Raw genomic sequence first — 20,555 nt, 5'->3', positions numbered from 1 at the left:
GGCTGGGTTCGGCATGTTCAGTTCGGCACCACTTCGAACGCCAGGAACTGCGTGACCTGCGTGGCCGAAAAGTTGTCGTCCGAAACGATGACCAGGCTCTCGCGGCCATTGGGCAGGCGTGGACCCCAGGTCATGCCTTCCAGGTTGTCAATCCTGGGCAGTCCAAGACGGTTGAAGTCGACAACCAATGTCTTGCGCACCGGTGTGTACTGCGCGTTCCTGAGCGTGCTCAAGGATTGCACGTCGGTCGCGCCCGTCACGTCGATGCGATACAGACGCAAGTACATGCTGTAGACGCCATCCGCGCCTTCAATGCCGGCGCGTTCCAGCACCAGGAATTGCGTGTCGTTGATCGCCAGGATTTCCGAGACACCGTTGTCCGCATTCTTGCCCGCAGCCGGGGCGGCGGGGAAGGCGTCGAGCGGATACGCGAACTGCGACAGCACCTTGCCCGTCCGGTCCTGGCGGGTGATGCGTGACACGGCGCCGGCGGTGGCCGACGGCAACGGGCCATCCTGATAGACCGGACCTTCCATGGCGACCCACAGGGATTGCCCGTCGGGGGCAAAGGTCAGCCCTTCATAGGTGGCGTTGTTGCGGCTGCCCAGCTCCTGCGAGGGCGACATTTTGAACAGGGGCGGCGTGGTCAGCTGACCGATGGCCGCACCGGAATTCGACACATGCAGCACCAGTGGGTCCAGGCCCAGCGACCGGTTGCCTTCGCTGGTCACCCACAGGCTGGAATCGCTGGGGTCGAATCGAATGGCTTCCGGATCCGGCACCGTGCCGCCGCGTTGCGCAAACTGCGTGGCGCTTGGATAGACGCTGCCGTCCGGCTGCTTGAGCGTGACGGCGCTGGTCAGCGCGACGCGCGTGAAAGCCTTGTCGTCATAGCTCAGCTGCGCCTCATACAGGCGTGCCGGGGCCAGGTCGGACCGGTCATCGCTGACGACCATCCAGCGTTGGATGCGTGGGTCGTAATCGATGCCCGACAGGCCGCCCGCAGGCGTGTCCTGCACAGTCTGCTTGAAGGCAATGCGCTGTTCCCCGATCAGGCGCAGCGACGCCACCGAGCGCGGCGATGCCGCCGGGGTGTCGTCGTCATCGCTCCCGCCGCAGGCAGCAAGCGCCGCCACCAGGGCGACAGACAAGGTGGCGCGCAGCAGCGCGGCAGGCAGGAAGCGTGCGGGGGCGTGGGAGGGGGCAGGGCGCATGGCAGGCAGGTCCGGAATCGGGGAGGGTGGCGCGCAGTATGGACCGGACACATGACAGCGGCGTGGCGATAGGGGCGTCAGGGGGGCGGTGGTGCCGCCAGCGCGCCTAAGCCGGGTCAATGTCCTATCATTGGTACAAACCCTGTCTTCCACCGCTACTGTCATCGCCCTCCCATGTCCGGCTCTCCGCCCGCAGCACCGTCTTCCGTTCCCGCCCCCCGCAGCTTCCGGCATTCCCTGTTCGCGATGATCGGCATCGGCCTGGTCAACATGTTGATCGCGCTGGACCAGACCATCGTCAGCACCGCCTTGCCGTCGATCGTGTCCGAACTGAACGGCTTCGACTACTACGCCTGGATCGCGGTCGCCTATCTGCTGGGGTCGGTAGTATCCGTGCCGGTGTTCGGCCGCCTGGGCGACTTCTTCGGCCGCAAGCCCTTTGTGGTCACGGCCATTGCGCTGTTCATTCTGGCGTCGATCGCGTGCGGCCTGGCGCCGACGATCCTGACGCTGGTCGTGGCGCGCGCCTTCCAGGGCATCGCGGGCGGCATGATGGTGGGGACCGCCTTCGCGTCGCTGGCTGACCTGTTCCCCAATCCCAAAGAGCGATTGAAGTGGCAGGTCGTGCTGGCCGGCTCCTACGGCATTGCAACCGCGGCAGGGCCTTCTTTGGGCGGCTTCCTGAGCGAGGCATGGGGCTGGCGATCCACCTTTTTGATCAACCTGCCGATCGGGCTGGCCGGTCTGTATTGCGTGGCGCGTTTCCTGCCGCGATTCCCGCGCGCATCGACGGGCCCAGTCAAGCTGGACTGGCTGGGTGTCGTGCTGCTCGGTATCAGCCTCTGCTGTCTGCAGGTGTTCGTGGAAAGCGTGCCGAATGCGGGACTGAGCCGCAACAACCTGCTGCTGATCGCGGGCACCGTACTGGCCGGCGCCGCGTTGGTCCTTGTCGAACGGCGCGCCGCCCATCCCATCCTGCCGCTCGAACTGTTTGCCGAACGCAAGTATCTGGTCATGTTCCTGCTGTCGGTGATCTGCGGCGCAGCCATGTTTTCGTTGATCTTTTACGTCCCCCTGTTATTGCAAGGCGGCTTCTTTCTGTCGCCGCGCGAAGCCGGGCTGACGGTCACGCCCTTGCCGGTGTCGATCGCCATCGGCAGCATCATCAACAGCAAGATCATCGTGAATCTGAAAAAGCCGGTCTCCATCCTGACGGCGGGCTACCTGCTGCTGTTGACGTGCAGCGCGGGCCTCGTCTTTGCGGATCGGGACACGCCGTCGATCGTGCTGTCGGCCTTGCTCGCCAGTGGTGGCCTGGGCCTCGGCTTTCTGCTGAACAACCTGAATGTCTTCGGTCAGCAGATCGTGGGCCGCGCGCGGGTGGGCATCTTCACGGCCTTGCTGCAGTCCACGCGGATGATCGGCGGGATGTTGGGAACGGCCGCGCTGGGCGCGCTGATTACCCACGGTTATGCGGCCAAGATGGGCGCGCTGATGGCAGGCATCACAAGCGTCACGGCAACCGAAAAAGCGTGGCTGACCCGCCTTGCCGATCCGCAGATCCTGGTCGATGTGCCGGGGCGCGCCGCCGCGCAAGCCGCACTGGCGCACGCGCCGCTGGCCGGCGACTTCCTGATTGAAACGGCCCGGCAGACCCTGGTGGGATCGGTGCATCAGGGCCTGATGGTGCTGGCCGTATTGATCGTAGTGGCCTTGGCGCTGGTGCGCCTGGTGCCCGATATCACGCTGAATCAGAAGCTGTAGAGGCAATGTTGCAGCACGCGATGCCAAGGCAGACGATACGCGCGACTCGCGACGTCGCGGTATCCCACGCTTAGGGGTTGCTACGTCAGGCGATGCCGCCGTCCGCTCAGCCTGAGCCAGCACCCGTCGCTGCCGGCCGCGACGCCCCCGTGCGGCAGGCCAGCGCCGCCACCGCCAGCGCGACGGCGGCCGCGCCATATAACGCAAGGGCAGGTACCCGGGCCAGCAGCAGGCCCGCGATCAGCGGCCCGGCGCCCGCGCCGATGTCGCGCCAGATCGCCTGCGAGGCCAGGGCGGGCACGCGGGCCGGCCCCGGATAGCGCGCCAGGACCAGCGGCGCCACCAGCGGCAGTTGCAAGGCGCGCAGCACCACGATCACCGCCGCCGCGCTCCACAGCCATCCGGCGCCAAAGGCAAGCAGCGCGCCCGACGTGGCCAGCGACATGGCCACCAGCAAACGCAGCGCGCCATGCCGGTCCGCCAGGCGTCCGCCAACCGGGCCCAGCAGCATTTCCGACAGATACCGCAGCGCCAGCAGCAACCCCGCCACCAGCACCGCCTGGCCGGGCAGCAGATCCTTGCCCAGGAAGCCCAGGCCCAGAATGAACAGGCCATCCAGCGTCAGGCCTTCCACAAAACTCCAGAGGTTCAGCCGGTCTGGCCAGCGGATGCGCCGGCGGGCAGGGTGCAGTGTCGCGTGGGCGCCCGAGGGTAGCGCGCGGGTCGCCAGCAGGCCCAGCAGCGCCACCCCCGCCAGGATCACGAAGATCAGGCGCGGCCCGTGATGCAGCGTCATCAAGGCCCCGGCCGGCAACGCGATGACCGGACCCAGCGCGATCCATGCCCGGGACGCGCCCGTGCGCCGGGCGGCGTTGTGTACATCGGCCGTCGCCAGGGCCTGGGTCGACAGATTCAACGCCGCATAGCACAGCCCCCATCCCAGCCGCACCACCAGCAACGGCCAAAAACCGGACAGGACACTATTGCCTAGCGCGCAAAAAGCCGCCACGACGACCGCGATCGAGCACGTGACCCGGTCGCCATGCCTGGCGTAGAAGCGCGCCACCGCGCCGTACCCCGCAATGCGCACCAGGCGGTTCGCCGCCAGCAGGCCGCCGGCTTCCGCCAGCGAAATGCCGAAGTCGTCGGCGTACATGGGAAGCAGCAGGTACAGCAGCACGTCGGCGGGCAGGGCAAGCGCCAGCGCCACGGCGGCATAGCGTGAATGGCGGTCGGCGGGAAGGGGGGACAGGCGAATCATCGGAAAGATGGTGCGCGCGCGACAGTGGTGCTGACAAACGACATTGCCGCGCCCGACCCGTGAGAATATTGCACACATGCCCGCGCGCCTGCCCCCTCTCAACGCCATACGCGCCTTCGTCGTCGCGGCCCGTCACCTCAGCTTCACGCGCGCGGCCGACGAATTGTGCGTCACTCACAGCGCGGTCAGCCGGCAGGTCAAGACGCTGGAAGACTACCTGGGAGTCTCGCTGTTCGAACGCCTGACGCGGCAGGTGGTGCTGACCGCCGCCGGGCAGCGCTTCTATGCCGAGGTGGGGGGCGCGCTGGATCAGATCGGCGCCGCGGCGCAGGCCTTCACCACCCGTCCACCCGAACGCGCCGTGCGGATCAACGTGCGGCCGTCCTTCGCGGTGCGCTGGCTGATCCCGCGACTGCCGTCCTTTGTCGAGCAATGCCCGGGGATCGAGCCGCAGGTCATCACCAGCACCCTGTCACCCGACAAGGCCGCCGACACCTTCGACGTCGCCATTCGCCGGGGCCTGAAAGGCTGGCCGGCGGACCTGACCCTGCAGCCCTTTCTGGAAGACGATGTGCACGTAGTGGCCGCGCCGGCCTTGCTGCGGACCCATCCAATTGCCGACGTCCACGCCATTCGCCGCCATGTGCTGTTGTCGGCCAAGACGCGGAAAGAGGACTGGCCCGACTGGCAACGTTTTGTGGGCCTGGCCCGCATCAAGCCTGCCGGCACGCTGCAGTTCGACCATCTGCACTTCGTGTTGCAGGCGGCTGTCGATGGACTGGGCATTGCCTTGTGTCCGGCGTCTCTGGTCGGCAACGACCTGGCCACCGGTCGGCTGGTGTCACCCTTGCCCGCATTCAGGATGCCGCTGCAGCGCTACTACTACTGCGTGTCGCCGACCGCGGGTCCCGAAGCGCGGCAGTTCGTGGCGTGGCTGGAAAGCGAGCTGGCGGCGCAGGGCGGAGCGGCATGACCTTGCGGCCGACAGTCCGCGCGCTGCCCGGCACGCCGCATGGCGCGCCGCCCACGATCGCCCCCTGCCTCCGTACGTTTATACGATTTTCCGATTAATGCCCACCACGTTCCCTCGCCATAAGGCTCAAGCATGTCCTGGATAACTGCTCTGCTCGTCGCCCTGATTCTTGGCATGTGTCTGATCAAGGCTGCGAATGCCATCGCATGGGCCATTGCGGATCGATCGCGGGGCTCGTCGGAAGCCCATGACGCCGCGCGCTCCGAAACCGTCGGGGTGCACGCCGCCGATCCGTCGTCAGTTGGCGATGCCAGGTCTGGCGGCGCCACGGCCGGGATCCCGGTTGCGGCGGGCGCCTACCTTGCGCCCAGCATCGACCCTGCTACCGGCTTGCCAAGGTCTGCATCCTCTACCGAGGACATGTCGCGGGCCGAACACGAACGCTGGCTGACCGCCATGAACACCGACAGCGTGCTCGGCGCCACCACACGCCGCACCCTGGACCAACTGAGCGAACTGATGCTGCAGGCACGTGGCCTGTCGGCCATGACGCAAGATGCCGTCGCCGAAGCCACCCCGCTCGACGTCGATGCCGAGCCCTTTCACCTGCTGTTCGACCGGTCCAAAGACGTGGGACAGCGCATCGGCGCCCTCAGGTTGGCGGTGTCGGCCGCGCCGTACTTTGCGGACAAGGCCCAGTCCGACGACTGCGTCACGGCGCTATTTGCGTTCAACCGCGCCTTGACGGCGTCGTTCACCGACTACGTGGGGTCGGGCGGTTCATCCCGCCTGCCCGATGACCTGCGCCCCATCCTGTTCCCGCAAGACCTGCTTGCCGTGGCGGACGAGGCGCAGCGCACGTTTGACCGATGGACCCGGGTGGGTGGCCTGCATCAGGCAGTGTGTGAGCCGACCGACCATGTGGCGGCGGGTGACTGGCTGGACCGCCAACGCGTCGTCAGCGAAGCCGCCGAAACCGGCTGGCTGACGGCCATGCTGCAGTCGCTGGACGATCCGTCGCGCAAACGCGCGCACCTGGATCAGCTCATCGAAATCATCTTGCAGCCCTACCACTTCGTGACCGCAGCGTGCCCCGACCGGCTCACCCACGCCGTCAACACCGTGGGTATCGACATGGCCGCGCAGATCGCGATTGCCCGGATGCGCGACCCGTCAATGCTGGCGTGGCGCTTTGCAGACCGGTTGGAAGAAGCGTGGAATGAAAGCCAGGTGTGCATCCGCGCGTCGCAGGACGACGAGGATTGGAGCCCGTGGGGCCATTTCGTCGAAAGCATGGAGCGGCGCAAGTCGGGGGGATTTCCGGCCGCACCGGCGTTTGCGAGCAGTGGCGCCGTGGCCGACAGGGCGCCCGTGTAAGCGGGAAGTCGGGCGCAGCCAGCGGCGGGTCTTGCGTCGGACAGGGGGTGCCTGCCGTGTGCCGCCGCCTTACATCCCCGGCAGATCGCCCTCACGCACCAGATACTTGGGCCCCAGCCCCGCCACGTCAGGACACCCCAGCAAGGCCAGATCCACATCGATCTCCTTGCGCAGTAATTCCAGCGCGCGCACGGCGCCGTCTTCGCCACCCGCCGCCAGCCCATACATGGCTGGCCGGCCGACGAACACACACGCCGCGCCCAAAGCCATTGCCTTCAGCACGTCGGTGCCGCGTCGTACCCCGCCGTCCAGCATCACCGTCAGTCCGGGCGCCGCCGCGACGATCGCAGGCAGGGCATCCAGCGTGGACACCGCGCCGTCCAACTGACGCCCGCCGTGATTCGAGACGATCACGCCATCGCACCCCAACGCCTCCGCTTGCCGCGCATCGTCCCTGCGCAGCAGCCCCTTGATCACCAGCTTCCCGGCCCATTGCTCGCGAATCCACGCAATGGTCTCCCACCGCATCGACGCCCGGCCGGCCCGATGGTCCACCGTCGGCGCATCGATAATGCGTGCCCCACGTGTCGCCGTGAAGTTTTCAAAACGCGGCACGCCGCCGCGCAGCAGCGTCTGCGCAAACGTCTGCAGCAGCCACCGCGGCCGCATCGCGCCGCCCGCCAGGAGCCGCGGCGTCAGCTTGAGTGGCAGCCGGAAGTCATTGCGCAATTCGTTCTCGCGCGTCGACGCGATCGGCACGTCCACCGTCACCACCAGCACCTCAACCTGTGCCGCCCGCAGCCGATCCAGCAGGGGCGCGATCACTTCCTGCTGCGCCGGAATATAGGCCTGATACCAGGTACCCGGCGCCGCCTGCATCACCCGTTCCAGCGGCACCGTCGACGCGCCGCTCAACACGAACGGCGCCTTCATCCGTGCCGCGGCCCGCGCCAACGCCAGATCGCCCTCGAACGCGCACAGGCCCGTCACGCCCATCGGCGCGATGCCCAGCGGCATGTCATAACGCGTGCCAAAAATCTCTACGGCCTGCGACCGCTGCGACACGTCCACCAGCGAATGCGTCACGAACCGCCACCGGTCGTACGCCAACCGGTTGGACACCAGCGACGACTGGTCTTCGCTGCCGCCACTCACGTAGCCATACAGGCTGGGCGGCAAGCGGTCGCGGGCAATGTCAGCCAGGTCGGCAATGCTGAGGGCACGGGTGTAATGCATGAGGCTACATTCCTTGGCGGGTCTTCCCCGCAGTCAACGCGCAACATAGCGCGAAACGTCGTCATTCGTCCGCAAGCTCGTACGCCGTGCTGCGCCCGCCGCCTTCGGATTTCTTCAGCACGCCCAGGGCCAGCAGCTGGCTGATGTCACGCAGCGCAGTATCCGTGGAGGTCTTGCCGACCGCCGCCCACTTGCTGCTGGTGAGCTTGCCGTCAAAGCCATCGAGCAGCCGGTTCACCAGCTTGACCTGGCGCGCATTCAGGGGCGTGCCCGCCCAGCGTTGCCAGAAGCGGGACTTGGCGAGCACGCTGTCGAGCGTCGCTTGTGCGCTGTCTATCGCGCGGCCCAGGGCGCCCAGGAACCAGGCCAGCCACTCCGTGACGTCCAGCGTGCCTTTTTGCGTGCGCTCAAGAATGTCGTAGTAGGCCTTGCGTTCCCGCTGGATCTGCGCCGACAGGCTGTAGAAGCGCTGATCCGACCCATCGGCCCGCGCCAGGAACAGGTCGCCCACCGCGCGCGCGATGCGGCCGTTGCCGTCATCGAAGGGGTGCAGTGTCACGAACCACAGATGCGCCAGACCTGCCTTGAGCAACGCCGGTTCGCCGGTCGTGTCGTTGGCCCAGGCCAGAAACCGGGACACTTCTGCTGGCAGGGCGTCTGCGGGCGGCGCTTGAAAGTGCACCACACTGCGGGTGACCGGACCGGAGACGACCTGCATCGGCCCGGTTGCATCGTCGCGCCAGCGGCCGACGGCGATGGGAGACATGCCGGAATATCCGGTCGGGAACAGGGCGGCATGCCAGCCGGACAGTCGGTCGGCAGTCAGCGTTGCTGCATTGGACGACGTCGCATCCAGCACCATTTCGACGATGCCTTCGACATGCCGGTCCACGGGCGCCACCGCGCCGATATCCAGGCCCAGCCGCCGGGCGATGGACGAACGGACGGACGCCACGCTCAGGACTTCGCCTTCGATTTCGCTGGTCTTGACGACGTCATCCGTCAGGGCAGCCAGGCTGGCTTCGTCGCGCAGCGCGATGCCGGCATCCGCCAGCCGGCCCAGCAACACCCCCTGGGCCCGGCTGACTTCGGCAAGCGGCTGCGCAAGTTCGGACAGCCGATACCGCCAGTGCGGCCAGTCGGGGGCTTGCCAGAGATAGAGGTATTCACCGCGTTCCATGCGGTGATTAAAGCCGATATTCACCGCATGAGCAATGATCGCCGCAAAACGTGCGGCGATTGGACTCGTTTACGGGTGCCAAGGGTTGATAACGTCCAACCCGGCATACTGGAAATCGCGCTCATTGCGCGTCACCATCGCCAACCCATGTGCAAGGGCGGTCGCCGCCAGCAGGCTGTCAATCGCGGGAACGGCGCGGCCGGCCTTGGCAGTCAGCCGTCCCCAAACGTCTGCTACCTCTGCGTCAACAGCCAGCACGCGGCTGCTGAAAAACCGCGGAAGGTCAACTTCAAGCCAGTCCAGGTAACTGCGTTTACGGTCTCCGTCAGGCATCAATTCGATGCCTTTTCGCAACTCCCCCAGCGTCAGTGCGGACAGGAAAAGCGTCGTAGGCGGGCGCTTCTCGATCCAGCCGATCACGTTGATGTCGGGTTGTTTGCGACGCAATTCCGACAGGACGTTCGTATCGACGAGGTAACTCACAGCCCGTCCTCGCGGGTCAGGCTGGTATCGCGATCCAGCTCGAGTTCGTCATCACCAGCAAGCGGAGATCTGCGCATGAAGGAGACTAGGGACTCTCCAGTACCGGACAACTTGTCGAAATCCGAGCGTGACAAAACCACCGCAACCGACCGTCCGTGCACCGTAATTTCTTGCGGACCCTGACTACCCGCAGCCTTGACGACTTCGGATAGCCGGGATTTCGCCTCTTGCATTTGCCAGGCTTGCATACGAATCTCCACGATTCTGACTAGACTAGTCAGAATTTTACGAGCTGCGGGTGGTTGCGGCAAGTCTTGTTGCGCGACATCGCCGTGGCGTCACCTTCGTCAACCGTCACTGCGCATCGTTACTCCAAGCCCTCACTCGATATTCTGCGCCTGCTCCCGCATCTGCTCGATCAGCAGCTTCAGGTCCATGGCGGCACGCGTCACTTCCAGGCCACCGGCCTTCGACCCTAGCGTATTCGCTTCCCGATTCATTTCCTGGAACAGGAAATCCAGCCGTTTCCCCGCGCTGCCTTTATCGGCCTTGCCACCCGCTTTGCCACCGACCAGCTGACGCAGTTCGGCCAGGTGCGAGTGCAGCCGCGACAGTTCCTCGGCCACGTCGATGCGCAATCCGAACAACGTGGCTTCGTGCGCCAGCCGTTCGGACAGCTCTGCGCCGGTGATGGCCTGGAAGCCCGCGGGGAAGGCGGTCTCGACGCTGTCGCGCAGCTTGCGGGCGAGTTTGTCGCGGTAGTCGGCAACGAGCTGCGGCATGCGCACGTCGACCTGTTTGACGATGTCTTCGACCTGCAAGGCGCGGTCGAGGATCATGCCGGCCAGGCGCTCGCCTTCACGTTCTCGGGCGGCGTGCAGCTGGGCGAGGGCCTCGCGCGCGGCGGTCATGGCGGCGTCGCGCCAGGTGTCTTCGGATTCTTCGGTGCCTTGCACACCGGGCCAGGCCAGCAGTTCCGACAGGCGGGGTGGCGCGGCGTCGGGGACGACGGCCTGGACCTTGCGGAAGAGGGCGGCGGCCTGTTCGAGCGCGGCCATGTTGAGCGCGTCGGGATCGTTGCGGACGCGGCGCTGGATGCCGGCGCGCACTTCGATCTTGCCGCGGGCAATGGACCGCGTCAGCAGGTCGCGCAGCGGCGCTTCGATGTGCCGCAGTTCGTCGGGCATACGGAAATGCAGGTCCAGAAAGCGGCTGTTGACGCCACGAAGTTCCAGCGACAGGGAACCCTGCTCGGTGTCGGCGCGCGCGGCGCCAAATGCGGTCATGCTGCGGATCATCAACGTCTGCCTTGAAAGAGAGTCATGGCCGACTAGCGGTGCCGGCCATGCGGCAGCTGGGTGGTCGGGGCCAGCTGCCATGATACGGCGGACACCGCCAAGCCGGCACACCGAGCCGGCACCCGAAGCCGGCACCCCAGGCCGGCACGCCAGGCCGGCGCTCCAGAGCCGACAGACGGAACCGGCATCCCGACCCGCACCGAGCCGCTTGCACGCCGTCACGCCCGCCCGCCCTGCCACCCGCCTGCCTGCGCCCCGTACAATGGCGGATTGCCGACGCATCGCGTCCGCCGCCTTTGCCTATCTGGAGTTTTCCCCCATGACCGACCTGCCGATCCTGACCTGGAGCCGTCCTTCCGAACGCGCCGCGAACGCCCTGCGCGCCGTGGAAATTCGTCGTGGCTTCACCCGATATGCAGAAGGCTCGGTGCTCGTCACGTTCGGCAATACGCAGGTGATCTGCACGGCCAGCATCGAAGAAAAGGTGCCGCCTTTTTTGAAGGGCAAGGGCGAAGGCTGGGTCACCGCCGAATACGGCATGCTGCCGCGCGCCACGCACACCCGCGGTTCGCGTGAAGCCGCCAAGGGCAAGCAGACGGGCCGCACGCAGGAAATCCAGCGCTTGATCGGCCGCAGCGTGCGCGCCGTCTTCGACATGAAAAAGCTGGGAGAGCGCACCCTGCATCTGGACTGCGACGTGATCCAGGCCGATGGCGGCACGCGTTGCGCGAGCATCACCGGTTCCTTCGTGGCCGCGCAGGACGCCGTCAATGTACTGATCGCGCAGGGCCTGCTGACCGAGTCGCCGATCATCGATCATGTGGCCGCCGTGTCGGTGGGCATGTACAAGGGCGAACCGGTGCTGGACCTGGATTACGACGAAGATTCACAGTGCGAGACGGACATGAATGTCGTCATGACCGGCAGCGGCGATTTCGTGGAAGTGCAGGGCACGGCCGAAGGCGCGCCGTTCACGCGCAGCGACATGAACGCGTTGCTGGACCTGGCGCAGGCCGGCATTGCCGAGATCGTGACCCTGCAGCGCCAGGCCCTGGCCGCAGCCAAGCCGGCGGCGTGACACCCATGACAAAACTGGTTCTCGCCTCCAACAACGCCGGCAAGCTCCGTGAATTTTCCCGGCTGCTGTCGCAGAAGGGCTTTGACGTGGTCAACCAGGGCAGCCTGGGCGTGCCCGAGGCCGAAGAGCCGCACGTGACCTTCATCGAAAACGCGCTGGCCAAGGCGCGGCACGCCAGCCGCATTACCGGCCTGCCGGCGTTGGCCGATGACTCGGGCGTCTGTGTGGTCGCGCTGGGTGGCGCGCCCGGCGTGTATTCGGCGCGCTTCGCCGCCATGGCCAATGGCGGCGAAAAGTCCGACGCTGCCAACAACGCACTGCTCGTCGACCGCCTGAAAGACGCGACCGACCGCCGTGCCTACTACTACGCCGCGCTGGTCCTGGTGCGCAGCGCCGACGATCCGCAACCGCTGATCGGCGAAGGCCTGTGGTGGGGCGAAATCGTGGCTGAACCACGTGGGGAAGGGGGCTTTGGCTACGACGCGCACTTCCTGCTGCCCAAGCTCGGCAAGACCGCCGCCGAACTGACGTCCGAAGAAAAGAACCGCGTCAGCCACCGCGCACAGGCCCTGGCGGTGCTGATGGACAAGCTCGACGCCTTCTGACCATGCCCATCTCGATCCCGATTCGCGTCGCCCACCAGGCCGCGCCCAAGCCGAAGCTGGCCATGCCTTTCGCGGTTCCTGGCCAGACCATCCTGACCAGCCTGCCGCCGCTGGCGCTGTACGTGCACGTGCCGTGGTGCGTACGCAAATGCCCGTATTGCGACTTCAATTCCCACGCCGCGCCTGACACGCTGCCCGAAGCGCGCTATCTGGAAGCGCTGGCCGCCGACCTGGATCAAAGCCTGCCGCTGGTGTGGGGCCGGAAGGTGGTGTCGATCTTCATCGGCGGTGGCACCCCCAGCATGCTGTCGGCCGAAACGGTCGACGCCATGCTCGCCATGATCCGCTCGCGCCTGCCCTTGCTGCCCGATGCCGAGATCACCCTGGAAGCTAACCCGGGCACGGTCGAAGCCGGGCGTTTCCAGGCCTATGCGGCCAGCGGCGTCAACCGCATCTCGCTGGGTATCCAGAGTTTTGACGATGCCAGCCTGAAGGCGCTGGGACGCATCCACGACGGCAACGAAGCCCGCGCGGCCATCGAGATCGCGCAGCGCTTCATTCCCCGCGTCAATCTGGACCTGATGTTTGCGTTGCCCGGCCAGACGGCGGACGCCTGTCGCCAGGATCTGGAGACCGCCTTGTCGTTCGGGACCACGCATCTGTCGGTCTACCACCTGACGATGGAACCGAACACGGTCTTTGCCAAATACCCGCCCATCCTGCCGGATGACGATGTGGCGTTCGAGATGCAGGACGTGATCGAAGAGCGCATGACGGCGGCGGGCTTCGAGCACTACGAGGTGTCGGCCTACGCCAAACCGGGCGCGCGTTGCTTCCACAACCAGAACTACTGGGAATTTGGCGACTACCTGGGCATCGGTCCGGGGGCGCACGGCAAGCTGTCCTTCCACGATCGCATCCTGCGTGAAGCGCGCGTGCGCAGCCCGGACACCTGGATGGCGCAGCTGCTTGCGCCGACAGAGGGCGCGACGCACCTTGCCGAGTCACGCGTGGTGCCGCCGGCCGACCTGCCGTTCGAATTCATGCTGAACGCATTGCGGCTGTCGGACGGCGTGCCGACCGCCAGCTTTACCGAGCGGACCGGGCTCGGCCTGCAGGTGATCAGCCGTCCCCTCGCAGAGGCCGTGCGCAAGGGACTGCTCGATCCCGACCCGACACGTATCAAGGCCACGCCGCTCGGCGCCCGTTTCCTGAATGACTTGCAGGAACTGTTTCTGGGCGATCCGGAAACCTGACAAACCGCTTGCACGAAAACGGGCAGAAGCCTGCGCGCACTGACTCGGTGCATTTTCGAGTTCGTCACAAAAACGCACCGACTGTGTGCCAAGATTTTTGCGGAATGTCCTATATTGGTGCGCTGCGTCGGCATGTCCGCCGCGCCGCAATGTGCGAGAATTCGGCGCGGCCCTGCATCTTGCCGGGGCGCGATTTACCAGCGGTTACTGGCATGTAATGTGCTTATGTACGACCGCAACTGTCCAGTATCGAGTCGCAGGCTCGGTCTGCATGCACGACCAATTTCGCTTGATCGACCGTGGAATGTTTCCCGGGCGGCAAGCCCTACGAGACTATCAGGAGCCCTAATGGCAACGCCCAAAGACGTCCTCAAACTGATCGCGGATAACGAGGTCAAGTTCGTTGATTACCGCTTCACCGACACCCGCGGCAAAGAGCAGCACGTTTCGGTGCCGGCCCACCAGGTGGACGAAGACAAGTTCGAGTCTGGGCACGCCTTTGACGGATCGTCGATCGCTGGTTGGAAGGGCATCGAAGCCTCCGACATGCTGCTGATCCCCGAACCCGGCACCGCCCGCCTGGACCCGTTCCGCGAAGAAACCACCCTGATCCTGACCTGCGACGTGATCGAACCGTCGGACATGAAGGGTTATGACCGCGATCCGCGCTCGATCGCCAAGCGCGCTGAAGCCTATCTGAAGTCCTCCGGTGTGGGCGACACCGCCTTCTTCGGTCCGGAACCTGAATTCTTCGTGTTCGACGGCGTGACCTGGAATGTCGACATGTCCGGTTGCTTCGTCAAGGTCAAGTCGGAAGAGGCCTCGTGGTCCACCGGCATCGACTACGAAGGCGGCAACATGGGCCATCGCCCGGCCGTCAAGGGTGGCTACTTCCCCGTGCCGCCGGTCGACTCGTTCCAGGACCTGCGTTCGGAAATGTGCCTGCTGCTCGAACAGCAAGGCGTGCCAGTCGAAGTGCATCACCACGAAGTGGCCGGCCCAGGCCAGCTGGAAATCGGTACCAAGTTCAGCACGCTGGTTCAGCGCGCCGACTGGAACCAGATCATGAAGTACACGATCTGGAACGTCGCTGCCGCCTACGGCAAGACCGCCACGTTCATGCCTAAGCCTATCGTTGGCGACAACGGTTCGGGCATGCACGTGCACCAGTCGATCTGGAAGGATGGCCAGAACCTGTTCGCAGGCAATGGCTACGCCGGCCTGTCGGAATTCGCCCTGTACTACATCGGCGGCATCATCAAGCACGCTCGCGCGCTGAACGCCATCACGAACCCAGGCACGAACTCGTACAAGCGTCTGGTCCCGCACTACGAAGCACCGGTCAAGCTGGCCTACTCGGCACGCAACCGCTCGGCCTCGATCCGCATTCCTTACGTCGCGAACCCGAAGGGCCGCCGTATCGAAACGCGCTTCCCGGATCCTCTGGCGAACCCGTACCTGGCATTCTCGGCCCTGATGATGGCCGGCCTGGACGGCGTGATGAACAAGATCCACCCTGGCGATCCGGCCGACAAGAACCTGTACGACCTGCCGCCGGAAGAAGACGCGAAGATCCCGACCGTCTGCTCGTCGCTGGAACAAGCACTGGAAGCCCTGGACAACGACAACGAGTTCCTGACTCGTGGCGGCGTGTTCAGCAAGGAAATGATCGACGCGTACATCGCGCTCAAGATGGAAGACGTCACGCGCATGCGCACGACGACGCATCCCATCGAGTTCGACATGTACTACGCCTCGTAAGCAGGCTTTGAGTCACTAGGGAGAAACGGGGCGGGCAATCGCCCCGTTTTCAATTGTATGAACAGCCTCGACCCCACCGCTCCGTCGGGCCATCCCGGTCCCGATTTTTCCGCTTTCGAAATGCTGGGCAGCGCCGTGCTGATCCTCGATGAGGACGGCCTGATACGCCATGCCAACGCGCCCGCCGAAGACCTGTTCGAGGTGTCGGTGCGGCAGCTGTACGCCATGCCGCTGTGCGATTTCTTTCGCGACGGCGACGAGCTCTACAAGTCATTCCAGGAAGCGATCTCGCAGCGATTTGCCGACAAGCGGCAGATGCTGACGATCGATCGTATCGGCCGCGAACCGGTGCAGGTCACCGCCACCGTCGTCGCGCTGCAGGGCCACCCGTGGCCCGTGCTGGTCGAACTGCGCGAGGTCGAACAGCAGCTCAAGGTCGACCGTGAAGAGCGCCTGCTTGAACAGGCGCAGGCCAATCGCGAACTGCTGCGCAACCTTGCGCATGAAATCAAGAACCCGCTAGGCGGGCTGCGCGGCGCCGCGCAGTTGCTCGAAGCCGAGCTGGCCGACGCGTCCCTAACCGAATACACGCAGGTCATCATCCAGGAAGCCGACCGGCTGCAGACCCTGGTGGATCGCCTGCTGGTGCCGCATCGCGCGCCGCGCATCGTCAGCGACGTCAACATCCACGAAGTGTGCGAACGCGTGCGGTCGCTGGTGCTGGCCGAGTATCCGCGCGGCCTGCGCATCGTGCGGGACTACGACACCTCGGTGCCCGAATTTCGTGGCGACAAATCGCAGCTGATCCAGGTCGTGCTGAACGTCGTTCGCAACGCCGCCGAAGCGCTGCACGAACGCATTTCGGAAGGCGATGCCGAGATCATTTTGCGCACGCGCGTCGCCCGGCAAGTCATTCTTGCCAAGCAACGCTTCAAGCTGGCATTGGAATTGCATGTGGTGGATAACGGTCCGGGAATTCCGTCGGAATTGCAGGACCGGATCTTTCACCCGCTGGTCTCCGGACGCGAAGGAGGCAGCGGTCTTGGACTGACGTTGGCACAGACATTCGTGCAGCAGCACGAAGGCCTGCTCGAATGCGACACCCGGCCCGGCATGACCGATTTCCGGATGTTGTTGCCGTTGCCCTGAATTGAGAGCCAGATGCACTATCCCCTGGAAGCGTTCCCCGGAAGCAAGCGATGAAACCAATCTGGATCGTAGATGATGACCGTTCGATCCGCTGGGTGCTCGAAAAGGCCTTGGCGCGCGAAAACCTTCCGACCCGCAGCTTTGGCACGGCCCGCGAAGCCCTCGAGGCCCTGAACGACGATGTGCCCCAGGTGCTCGTCACCGACATCCGCATGCCAGGCGCCAGCGGCATCGAACTGCTTCAGGCCGTCAAGCGGCGTTTCCCGGCGCTGCCGGTGATCGTCATGACCGCGTACTCCGACCTGGAAAGCGCCGTCTCGGCCTTCCAGGGCGGCGCCTTCGAATACCTTCCCAAACCCTTCGACGTCGACACCGCCAGCGAACTGATCCGCCGCGCGGTCGAAGAAAGCCTGCGCGAAGAAGCGTCGGCCGACGAATCGCTGGTGGGCACGCCCGAGATCCTCGGCCAGGCGCCCGCCATGCAGGAAGTCTTCCGCGCCATCGGCCGCCTGTCGCAGTCACAGGTGACCGTCATGATCACGGGCGAATCGGGCAGCGGCAAGGAACTCGTTGCCCGCGCCCTGCATCGCCACAGCGCACGCGCCGCCGGCCCCTTCGTGGCGATCAACACCGCCGCCATCCCGCGCGACCTGCTCGAATCCGAACTGTTCGGCCATGAACGCGGCGCCTTTACCGGCGCGCAAAGCATGCGCCGCGGCCGCTTCGAACAAGCCGATGGCGGCACGCTGTTCCTGGACGAAATCGGCGACATGCCGGCCGAGTTGCAGACCCGTCTGCTGCGCGTGCTGTCCGACGGCAGCTTCTACCGGGTAGGGGGCCACAGCCCCGTCCACGCCAACGTGCGTGTGATCGCCGCGACCCATCAGCACCTGGAAGAACGCGTCAAGCAGGGCCTGTTCCGCGAAGACTTGTTCCACCGTCTGAACGTGATCCGCCTGCGCCTGCCGCCCCTGCGCGAGCGGTCCGAAGACATTCCGCTTTTGGCGAAACACTTCCTGGCCCGCAGCGCACGCGACCTCGGCGTCGACACCAAACGCTTTACGCCCGCCGCGCTGGCCGCACTGGCCCGCTTCCCGTTCCCCGGCAATGTCCGGCAACTGGAAAACGTCTGCCACTGGCTTACGGTGATGGCGCCCGCGCAGACCGTGGACGTGCAGGACCTGCCGCCCGAATTGATGGACCAGGTCAGCCGCGACGCCGTGCTGGCCGACGGTGGCCAGCTGCGCGCCGACAAGTCCGCCTTCGACCACAGCGGCTCGTCGGCCTTCAGCCCCGTCATGGCCGACCGCAGCAGCGGCCCCGTGCCTGGCGCGGCCAGCTATCTGCCCGGCACCGCGCCGGCCGATGCCGCCGCCGCCATGGGCCTGCCCACCGGCGACCGCGGCACGGCCCAGTGGCTGAACGGCCTGCAGGTCGACGTGGAGCAGCGCCTGTCGCGCGGCGACCCGGACATCATGCAGGCGCTCACACGCCAGTTCGAAAGCATGCTGATCACCACCGCGCTGCGCGCCACGCGCGGCCGGCGGATCGAAGCGGCGCTCAAGCTTGGCATCGGGCGCAACACGATCACGCGCAAGATCCAGGACCTGGGGTTGGACGAAGGGGAGTAGGGGGCTCTTCAGTTCGTGTGCGTCATAAAAAAGGAGACCTGCAGGGTCTCCTTTTTTTGCTTTGCGGCCCGCGGATCACCCCAGCGCCGTGTCCAGCAACATCATGATCACGAACCCCATCATCAGTCCCACCGTGGCATAGACCTCATGCCCCTTGCGGTGCGATTCGGGGATGATTTCATGGCTGATCACGAACAGCATGGCGCCCGCGGCAAGGCCCAGGCCCCAGGGCAGCAGCGCCGCGGAATAACTGAGCAGCGACGCGCCCAGCACGGCGGCAATGGGTTCGACCAGACCTGACAGAATGGCCAGCACGACCGCCGTCACGCGGCGGTAGCCAATCGACGCGAGCGCGATCGCGACCACCAGCCCTTCCGGCACATCCTGAATCGAAATGCCGGTGGACAGCGCAGCCGCGCGCAGCGGGTCGGTACTGGCAAAGGCCACGCCAATGGCGAGGCCTTCCGGAATGTTGTGCAAGGCGATCGCGAACACGAACATCCATGTCCGCTTGATGGCCTGCGGGGTGGCGTCGCCCTGGCGGCCCTCCACGCCCTTGATGAAATGTTCGTGCGGCAGCCATCGCTCCATCAGCAACAGCATCAGCGCGCCAAGCAGGATGGCGCCGCCGACGATCAGGCCCGCTTCCCAGGGGCCGGCGCCCTGGTCCTTTGCGGCCGCGATCCCCGGCACCACCAATGAAAAGGCACTGGCCGCGAGCATGACGCCCGCGCCAAAACCGAACAGGCTGTCCTGCACGCGGTCCGACATGCGTTGCGAGAACAGGACCGGCAGCGCGCCCAGCGCGGTGGCCCCGGCCGCCATCAGGCCGCCGAGCAGGGCGTTCATGACCCTGGGGTCCTGCATCGCGGTGGTGGTCCACGCGCGGTGCAGGAGGATGACCAGGCCCGCAAGGGCGATGGCCGCCCCGATGCGCTTGCGCATCAGGTGCAGGCCGTGGGGCGCCGGGCGGCTGCTGGTCGCCACGTGATCAGCCCTTGGCGGCGTCGAAGCGGCGGGACACTTCCTGCCAATCCACCACGTTGTAGAACGCCGAAATGTATTCCGGACGGCGGTTCTGGTACTTCAGGTAGTAGGCGTGTTCCCACACGTCGAGGCCCAGGATAGGCGTGTTGCCGGTCATGAGCGGGCTGTCCTGGTTGCCGGTGCTTTCCACCACCAGCTTGCCGGCAGGGGTCACGCTGAGCCAGGCCCAGCCGCTGCCGAAACGCGTCAAGGCGGCCTTGGTGAAGGCATCCTTGAAGGCGTCATAGCCGCCCAGGTCCGAATCGATGGCCGCGGCCACGCTGCCGGTCGGTGCACCGCCACCCGATGGCGACATCACCGTCCAGAACAGGCTGTGGTTGGCATGGCCGCCGCCGTTGTTGCGGACGACGCCCTTCAGGTTCTCGGGCAGCGAGTCGATCGACTTGACCAGTTGTTCGACCGGCTGGTCACCCAGCGGATTGTTTTCCAGCGCCGCGTTGACGTTGTTGATGTAGGTCTGGTGGTGTTTGGTGTGATGGATTTCCATCGTCTGGGCGTCGATATGCGGCTCCAGGGCGTCGTAAGCGTACGGCAGTGCTGGCAGGGTATAGGGCATGGTGGAATCTCCGTGGACAGAATGGAAAAACGTGAGGTCGTGCGGGTGTCGTGATGACAGGAGCGGGGGTGGCTCGACAGGCTGCGCCGCAACGTTCGTGCCGGGGGTGGCCAAAGCACGAGCGCAGCAGGTCGATCAATGGGTAGGAAATTCGGCTGCCGCGACCACCGTCAGCCCTTGGCGGTCGTGCGCCAGACTGGCCTGCAGACGCGGGTGCACTGGCGCTGTGCGGGCGCATCGCAGCAGTTCGTGCAGGGTCTGCCGGGAATGCCGCAGCGCGGCCTGGCGCAGCGCCAGATCGGTGTCCGGATTGGCCATCAGACGCTGCAAGGCATCGTGCGCATCGCACACCTGGGTGATCGCCTCGTCGTGCGCGTTGCTCAACCGGTGCAGATCCGCCAGGTTGTGATGGGACACGACCAGCGCGGCCAGTGCCGCGTCATGATCGGGCCAGTCGCCGACCAGCGTCTGCGCCAGCCTTAACGCCAGACGGTAGTGCCCAAGCGCGGTCGCCGGGTCGGACCCGGTAAAGGCGTCGTTGCCCGCCTCGATCGCCCGTTTCCATTGTTCCATCGGGGTGCCAGGCCGCAGGGGCAGCACGGCGGAGGGGAGGGAAGGAGGATGCACGAAGGACTCCGTAGATGACGGTCGCGCGCCGCGTGGCGCACGTGACATCCTCCTAATTT

19 protein-coding genes are annotated in these 20,555 nt (G+C 65.7%); 9 read left to right on the top strand and 10 right to left on the bottom strand.

Annotated elements, in window-relative coordinates:
- Positions 1–17: 17 nt before the first annotated feature.
- A complete protein-coding gene (locus tag HD883_RS06375; protein WP_179587213.1) occupies positions 18–1,214 on the bottom strand; it encodes an esterase-like activity of phytase family protein in 1,197 nt (398 codons plus the stop codon).
- Between the two features lie 246 nt (positions 1,215–1,460).
- Here HD883_RS06375 and HD883_RS06370 point away from each other — a divergent pair, with 246 nt between their 5' ends.
- The gene (locus HD883_RS06370) at positions 1,461–2,978 is read left to right on the top strand and encodes an MFS transporter (RefSeq protein ID WP_179588703.1); all 1,518 of its coding nucleotides are present in this window, start codon (positions 1,461–1,463) and stop codon (positions 2,976–2,978) included.
- A 106-nt stretch (positions 2,979–3,084) separates the two neighbouring features.
- Here HD883_RS06370 and HD883_RS06365 read toward each other — a convergent pair whose 3' ends face one another.
- A complete protein-coding gene (locus tag HD883_RS06365; RefSeq protein ID WP_179587215.1) occupies positions 3,085–4,239 on the bottom strand; it encodes an MFS transporter in 1,155 nt (384 codons plus the stop codon).
- Positions 4,240–4,315: 76 nt separating this feature from the next.
- Between HD883_RS06365 and HD883_RS06360 the strand changes: the two genes are divergently transcribed.
- Positions 4,316–5,212, top strand: coding sequence for a LysR substrate-binding domain-containing protein (locus tag HD883_RS06360; protein ID WP_179587217.1), 897 nt, complete (start codon positions 4,316–4,318; stop codon positions 5,210–5,212).
- A gap of 132 nt (positions 5,213–5,344) precedes the next feature.
- The gene (locus tag HD883_RS06355; protein ID WP_179587219.1) at positions 5,345–6,589 is read left to right on the top strand and encodes a hypothetical protein; all 1,245 of its coding nucleotides are present in this window, start codon (positions 5,345–5,347) and stop codon (positions 6,587–6,589) included.
- Between the two features lie 69 nt (positions 6,590–6,658).
- On the opposite strand, the gene HD883_RS06350 is transcribed toward HD883_RS06355, so the two are convergent.
- The 5 genes from HD883_RS06350 to HD883_RS06330 all read right to left on the bottom strand — a co-directional run bounded on the left by HD883_RS06350 (position 6,659) and on the right by HD883_RS06330 (position 10,786).
- Positions 6,659–7,825 (bottom strand): alpha-hydroxy acid oxidase, encoded by a 1,167-nt coding sequence (locus HD883_RS06350; protein WP_179587222.1) that lies wholly within the window; start codon positions 7,823–7,825, stop codon positions 6,659–6,661.
- A gap of 61 nt (positions 7,826–7,886) precedes the next feature.
- A complete protein-coding gene (locus HD883_RS06345; RefSeq protein ID WP_179588704.1) occupies positions 7,887–9,005 on the bottom strand; it encodes a Fic family protein in 1,119 nt (372 codons plus the stop codon).
- Positions 9,006–9,074: 69 nt separating this feature from the next.
- Positions 9,075–9,488, bottom strand: coding sequence for a type II toxin-antitoxin system VapC family toxin (locus HD883_RS06340; protein ID WP_179587224.1), 414 nt, complete (start codon positions 9,486–9,488; stop codon positions 9,075–9,077).
- Positions 9,485–9,736: a type II toxin-antitoxin system Phd/YefM family antitoxin gene (locus tag HD883_RS06335; protein WP_179587227.1), complete on the bottom strand. Its 252-nt coding sequence runs from the start codon at positions 9,734–9,736 to the stop codon at positions 9,485–9,487. Before HD883_RS06335 ends, HD883_RS06340 begins: the two co-directional genes overlap by 4 nt.
- Before the next feature lie 132 nt (positions 9,737–9,868).
- Positions 9,869–10,786: a YicC/YloC family endoribonuclease gene (locus tag HD883_RS06330; protein ID WP_179587230.1), complete on the bottom strand. Its 918-nt coding sequence runs from the start codon at positions 10,784–10,786 to the stop codon at positions 9,869–9,871.
- Positions 10,787–11,105: 319 nt separating this feature from the next.
- Between HD883_RS06330 and rph the strand changes: the two genes are divergently transcribed.
- From rph to ntrC, 6 genes are all read left to right on the top strand, one after another.
- Complete coding sequence (gene rph / locus HD883_RS06325; protein ID WP_179587232.1) at positions 11,106–11,864, top strand: ribonuclease PH; 759 nt, start codon at positions 11,106–11,108, stop codon at positions 11,862–11,864.
- A gap of 5 nt (positions 11,865–11,869) precedes the next feature.
- Complete coding sequence (gene rdgB / locus HD883_RS06320) at positions 11,870–12,469, top strand: RdgB/HAM1 family non-canonical purine NTP pyrophosphatase (RefSeq protein WP_179587234.1); 600 nt, start codon at positions 11,870–11,872, stop codon at positions 12,467–12,469.
- A gap of 2 nt (positions 12,470–12,471) precedes the next feature.
- Complete coding sequence (gene hemW, locus HD883_RS06315) at positions 12,472–13,725, top strand: radical SAM family heme chaperone HemW (RefSeq protein ID WP_179587236.1); 1,254 nt, start codon at positions 12,472–12,474, stop codon at positions 13,723–13,725.
- A 348-nt stretch (positions 13,726–14,073) separates the two neighbouring features.
- A complete protein-coding gene (glnA, locus tag HD883_RS06310; RefSeq protein WP_179587239.1) occupies positions 14,074–15,486 on the top strand; it encodes a type I glutamate--ammonia ligase in 1,413 nt (470 codons plus the stop codon).
- Positions 15,487–15,543: 57 nt separating this feature from the next.
- Positions 15,544–16,635, top strand: coding sequence for a nitrogen regulation protein NR(II) (gene glnL / locus HD883_RS06305; protein WP_257022012.1), 1,092 nt, complete (start codon positions 15,544–15,546; stop codon positions 16,633–16,635).
- Between the two features lie 50 nt (positions 16,636–16,685).
- Complete coding sequence (ntrC, locus tag HD883_RS06300; RefSeq protein ID WP_179587241.1) at positions 16,686–18,266, top strand: nitrogen regulation protein NR(I); 1,581 nt, start codon at positions 16,686–16,688, stop codon at positions 18,264–18,266.
- A gap of 75 nt (positions 18,267–18,341) precedes the next feature.
- On the opposite strand, the gene HD883_RS06295 is transcribed toward ntrC, so the two are convergent.
- From HD883_RS06295 to HD883_RS06285, 3 genes are all read right to left on the bottom strand, one after another.
- Positions 18,342–19,211 (bottom strand): ZIP family metal transporter, encoded by an 870-nt coding sequence (locus HD883_RS06295; protein ID WP_179588706.1) that lies wholly within the window; start codon positions 19,209–19,211, stop codon positions 18,342–18,344.
- Positions 19,212–19,257: 46 nt separating this feature from the next.
- On the bottom strand, positions 19,258–19,869 hold the full coding sequence (locus HD883_RS06290) for a superoxide dismutase (RefSeq protein ID WP_179587243.1): 612 nt from the start codon (positions 19,867–19,869) through the stop codon (positions 19,258–19,260).
- Between the two features lie 135 nt (positions 19,870–20,004).
- Complete coding sequence (locus HD883_RS06285) at positions 20,005–20,496, bottom strand: hypothetical protein (RefSeq protein ID WP_179587245.1); 492 nt, start codon at positions 20,494–20,496, stop codon at positions 20,005–20,007.
- Between the last annotated feature and the right edge of the window lie 59 nt (positions 20,497–20,555).

Source organism: Pigmentiphaga litoralis, from assembly GCF_013408655.1.
In the GTDB taxonomy this organism is placed as follows: domain Bacteria; phylum Pseudomonadota; class Gammaproteobacteria; order Burkholderiales; family Burkholderiaceae_B; genus Pigmentiphaga; species Pigmentiphaga litoralis_A.
Note: the sequence above shows the minus strand (reverse complement) of the source record. Positions and strands in the feature narration are given on the sequence as shown.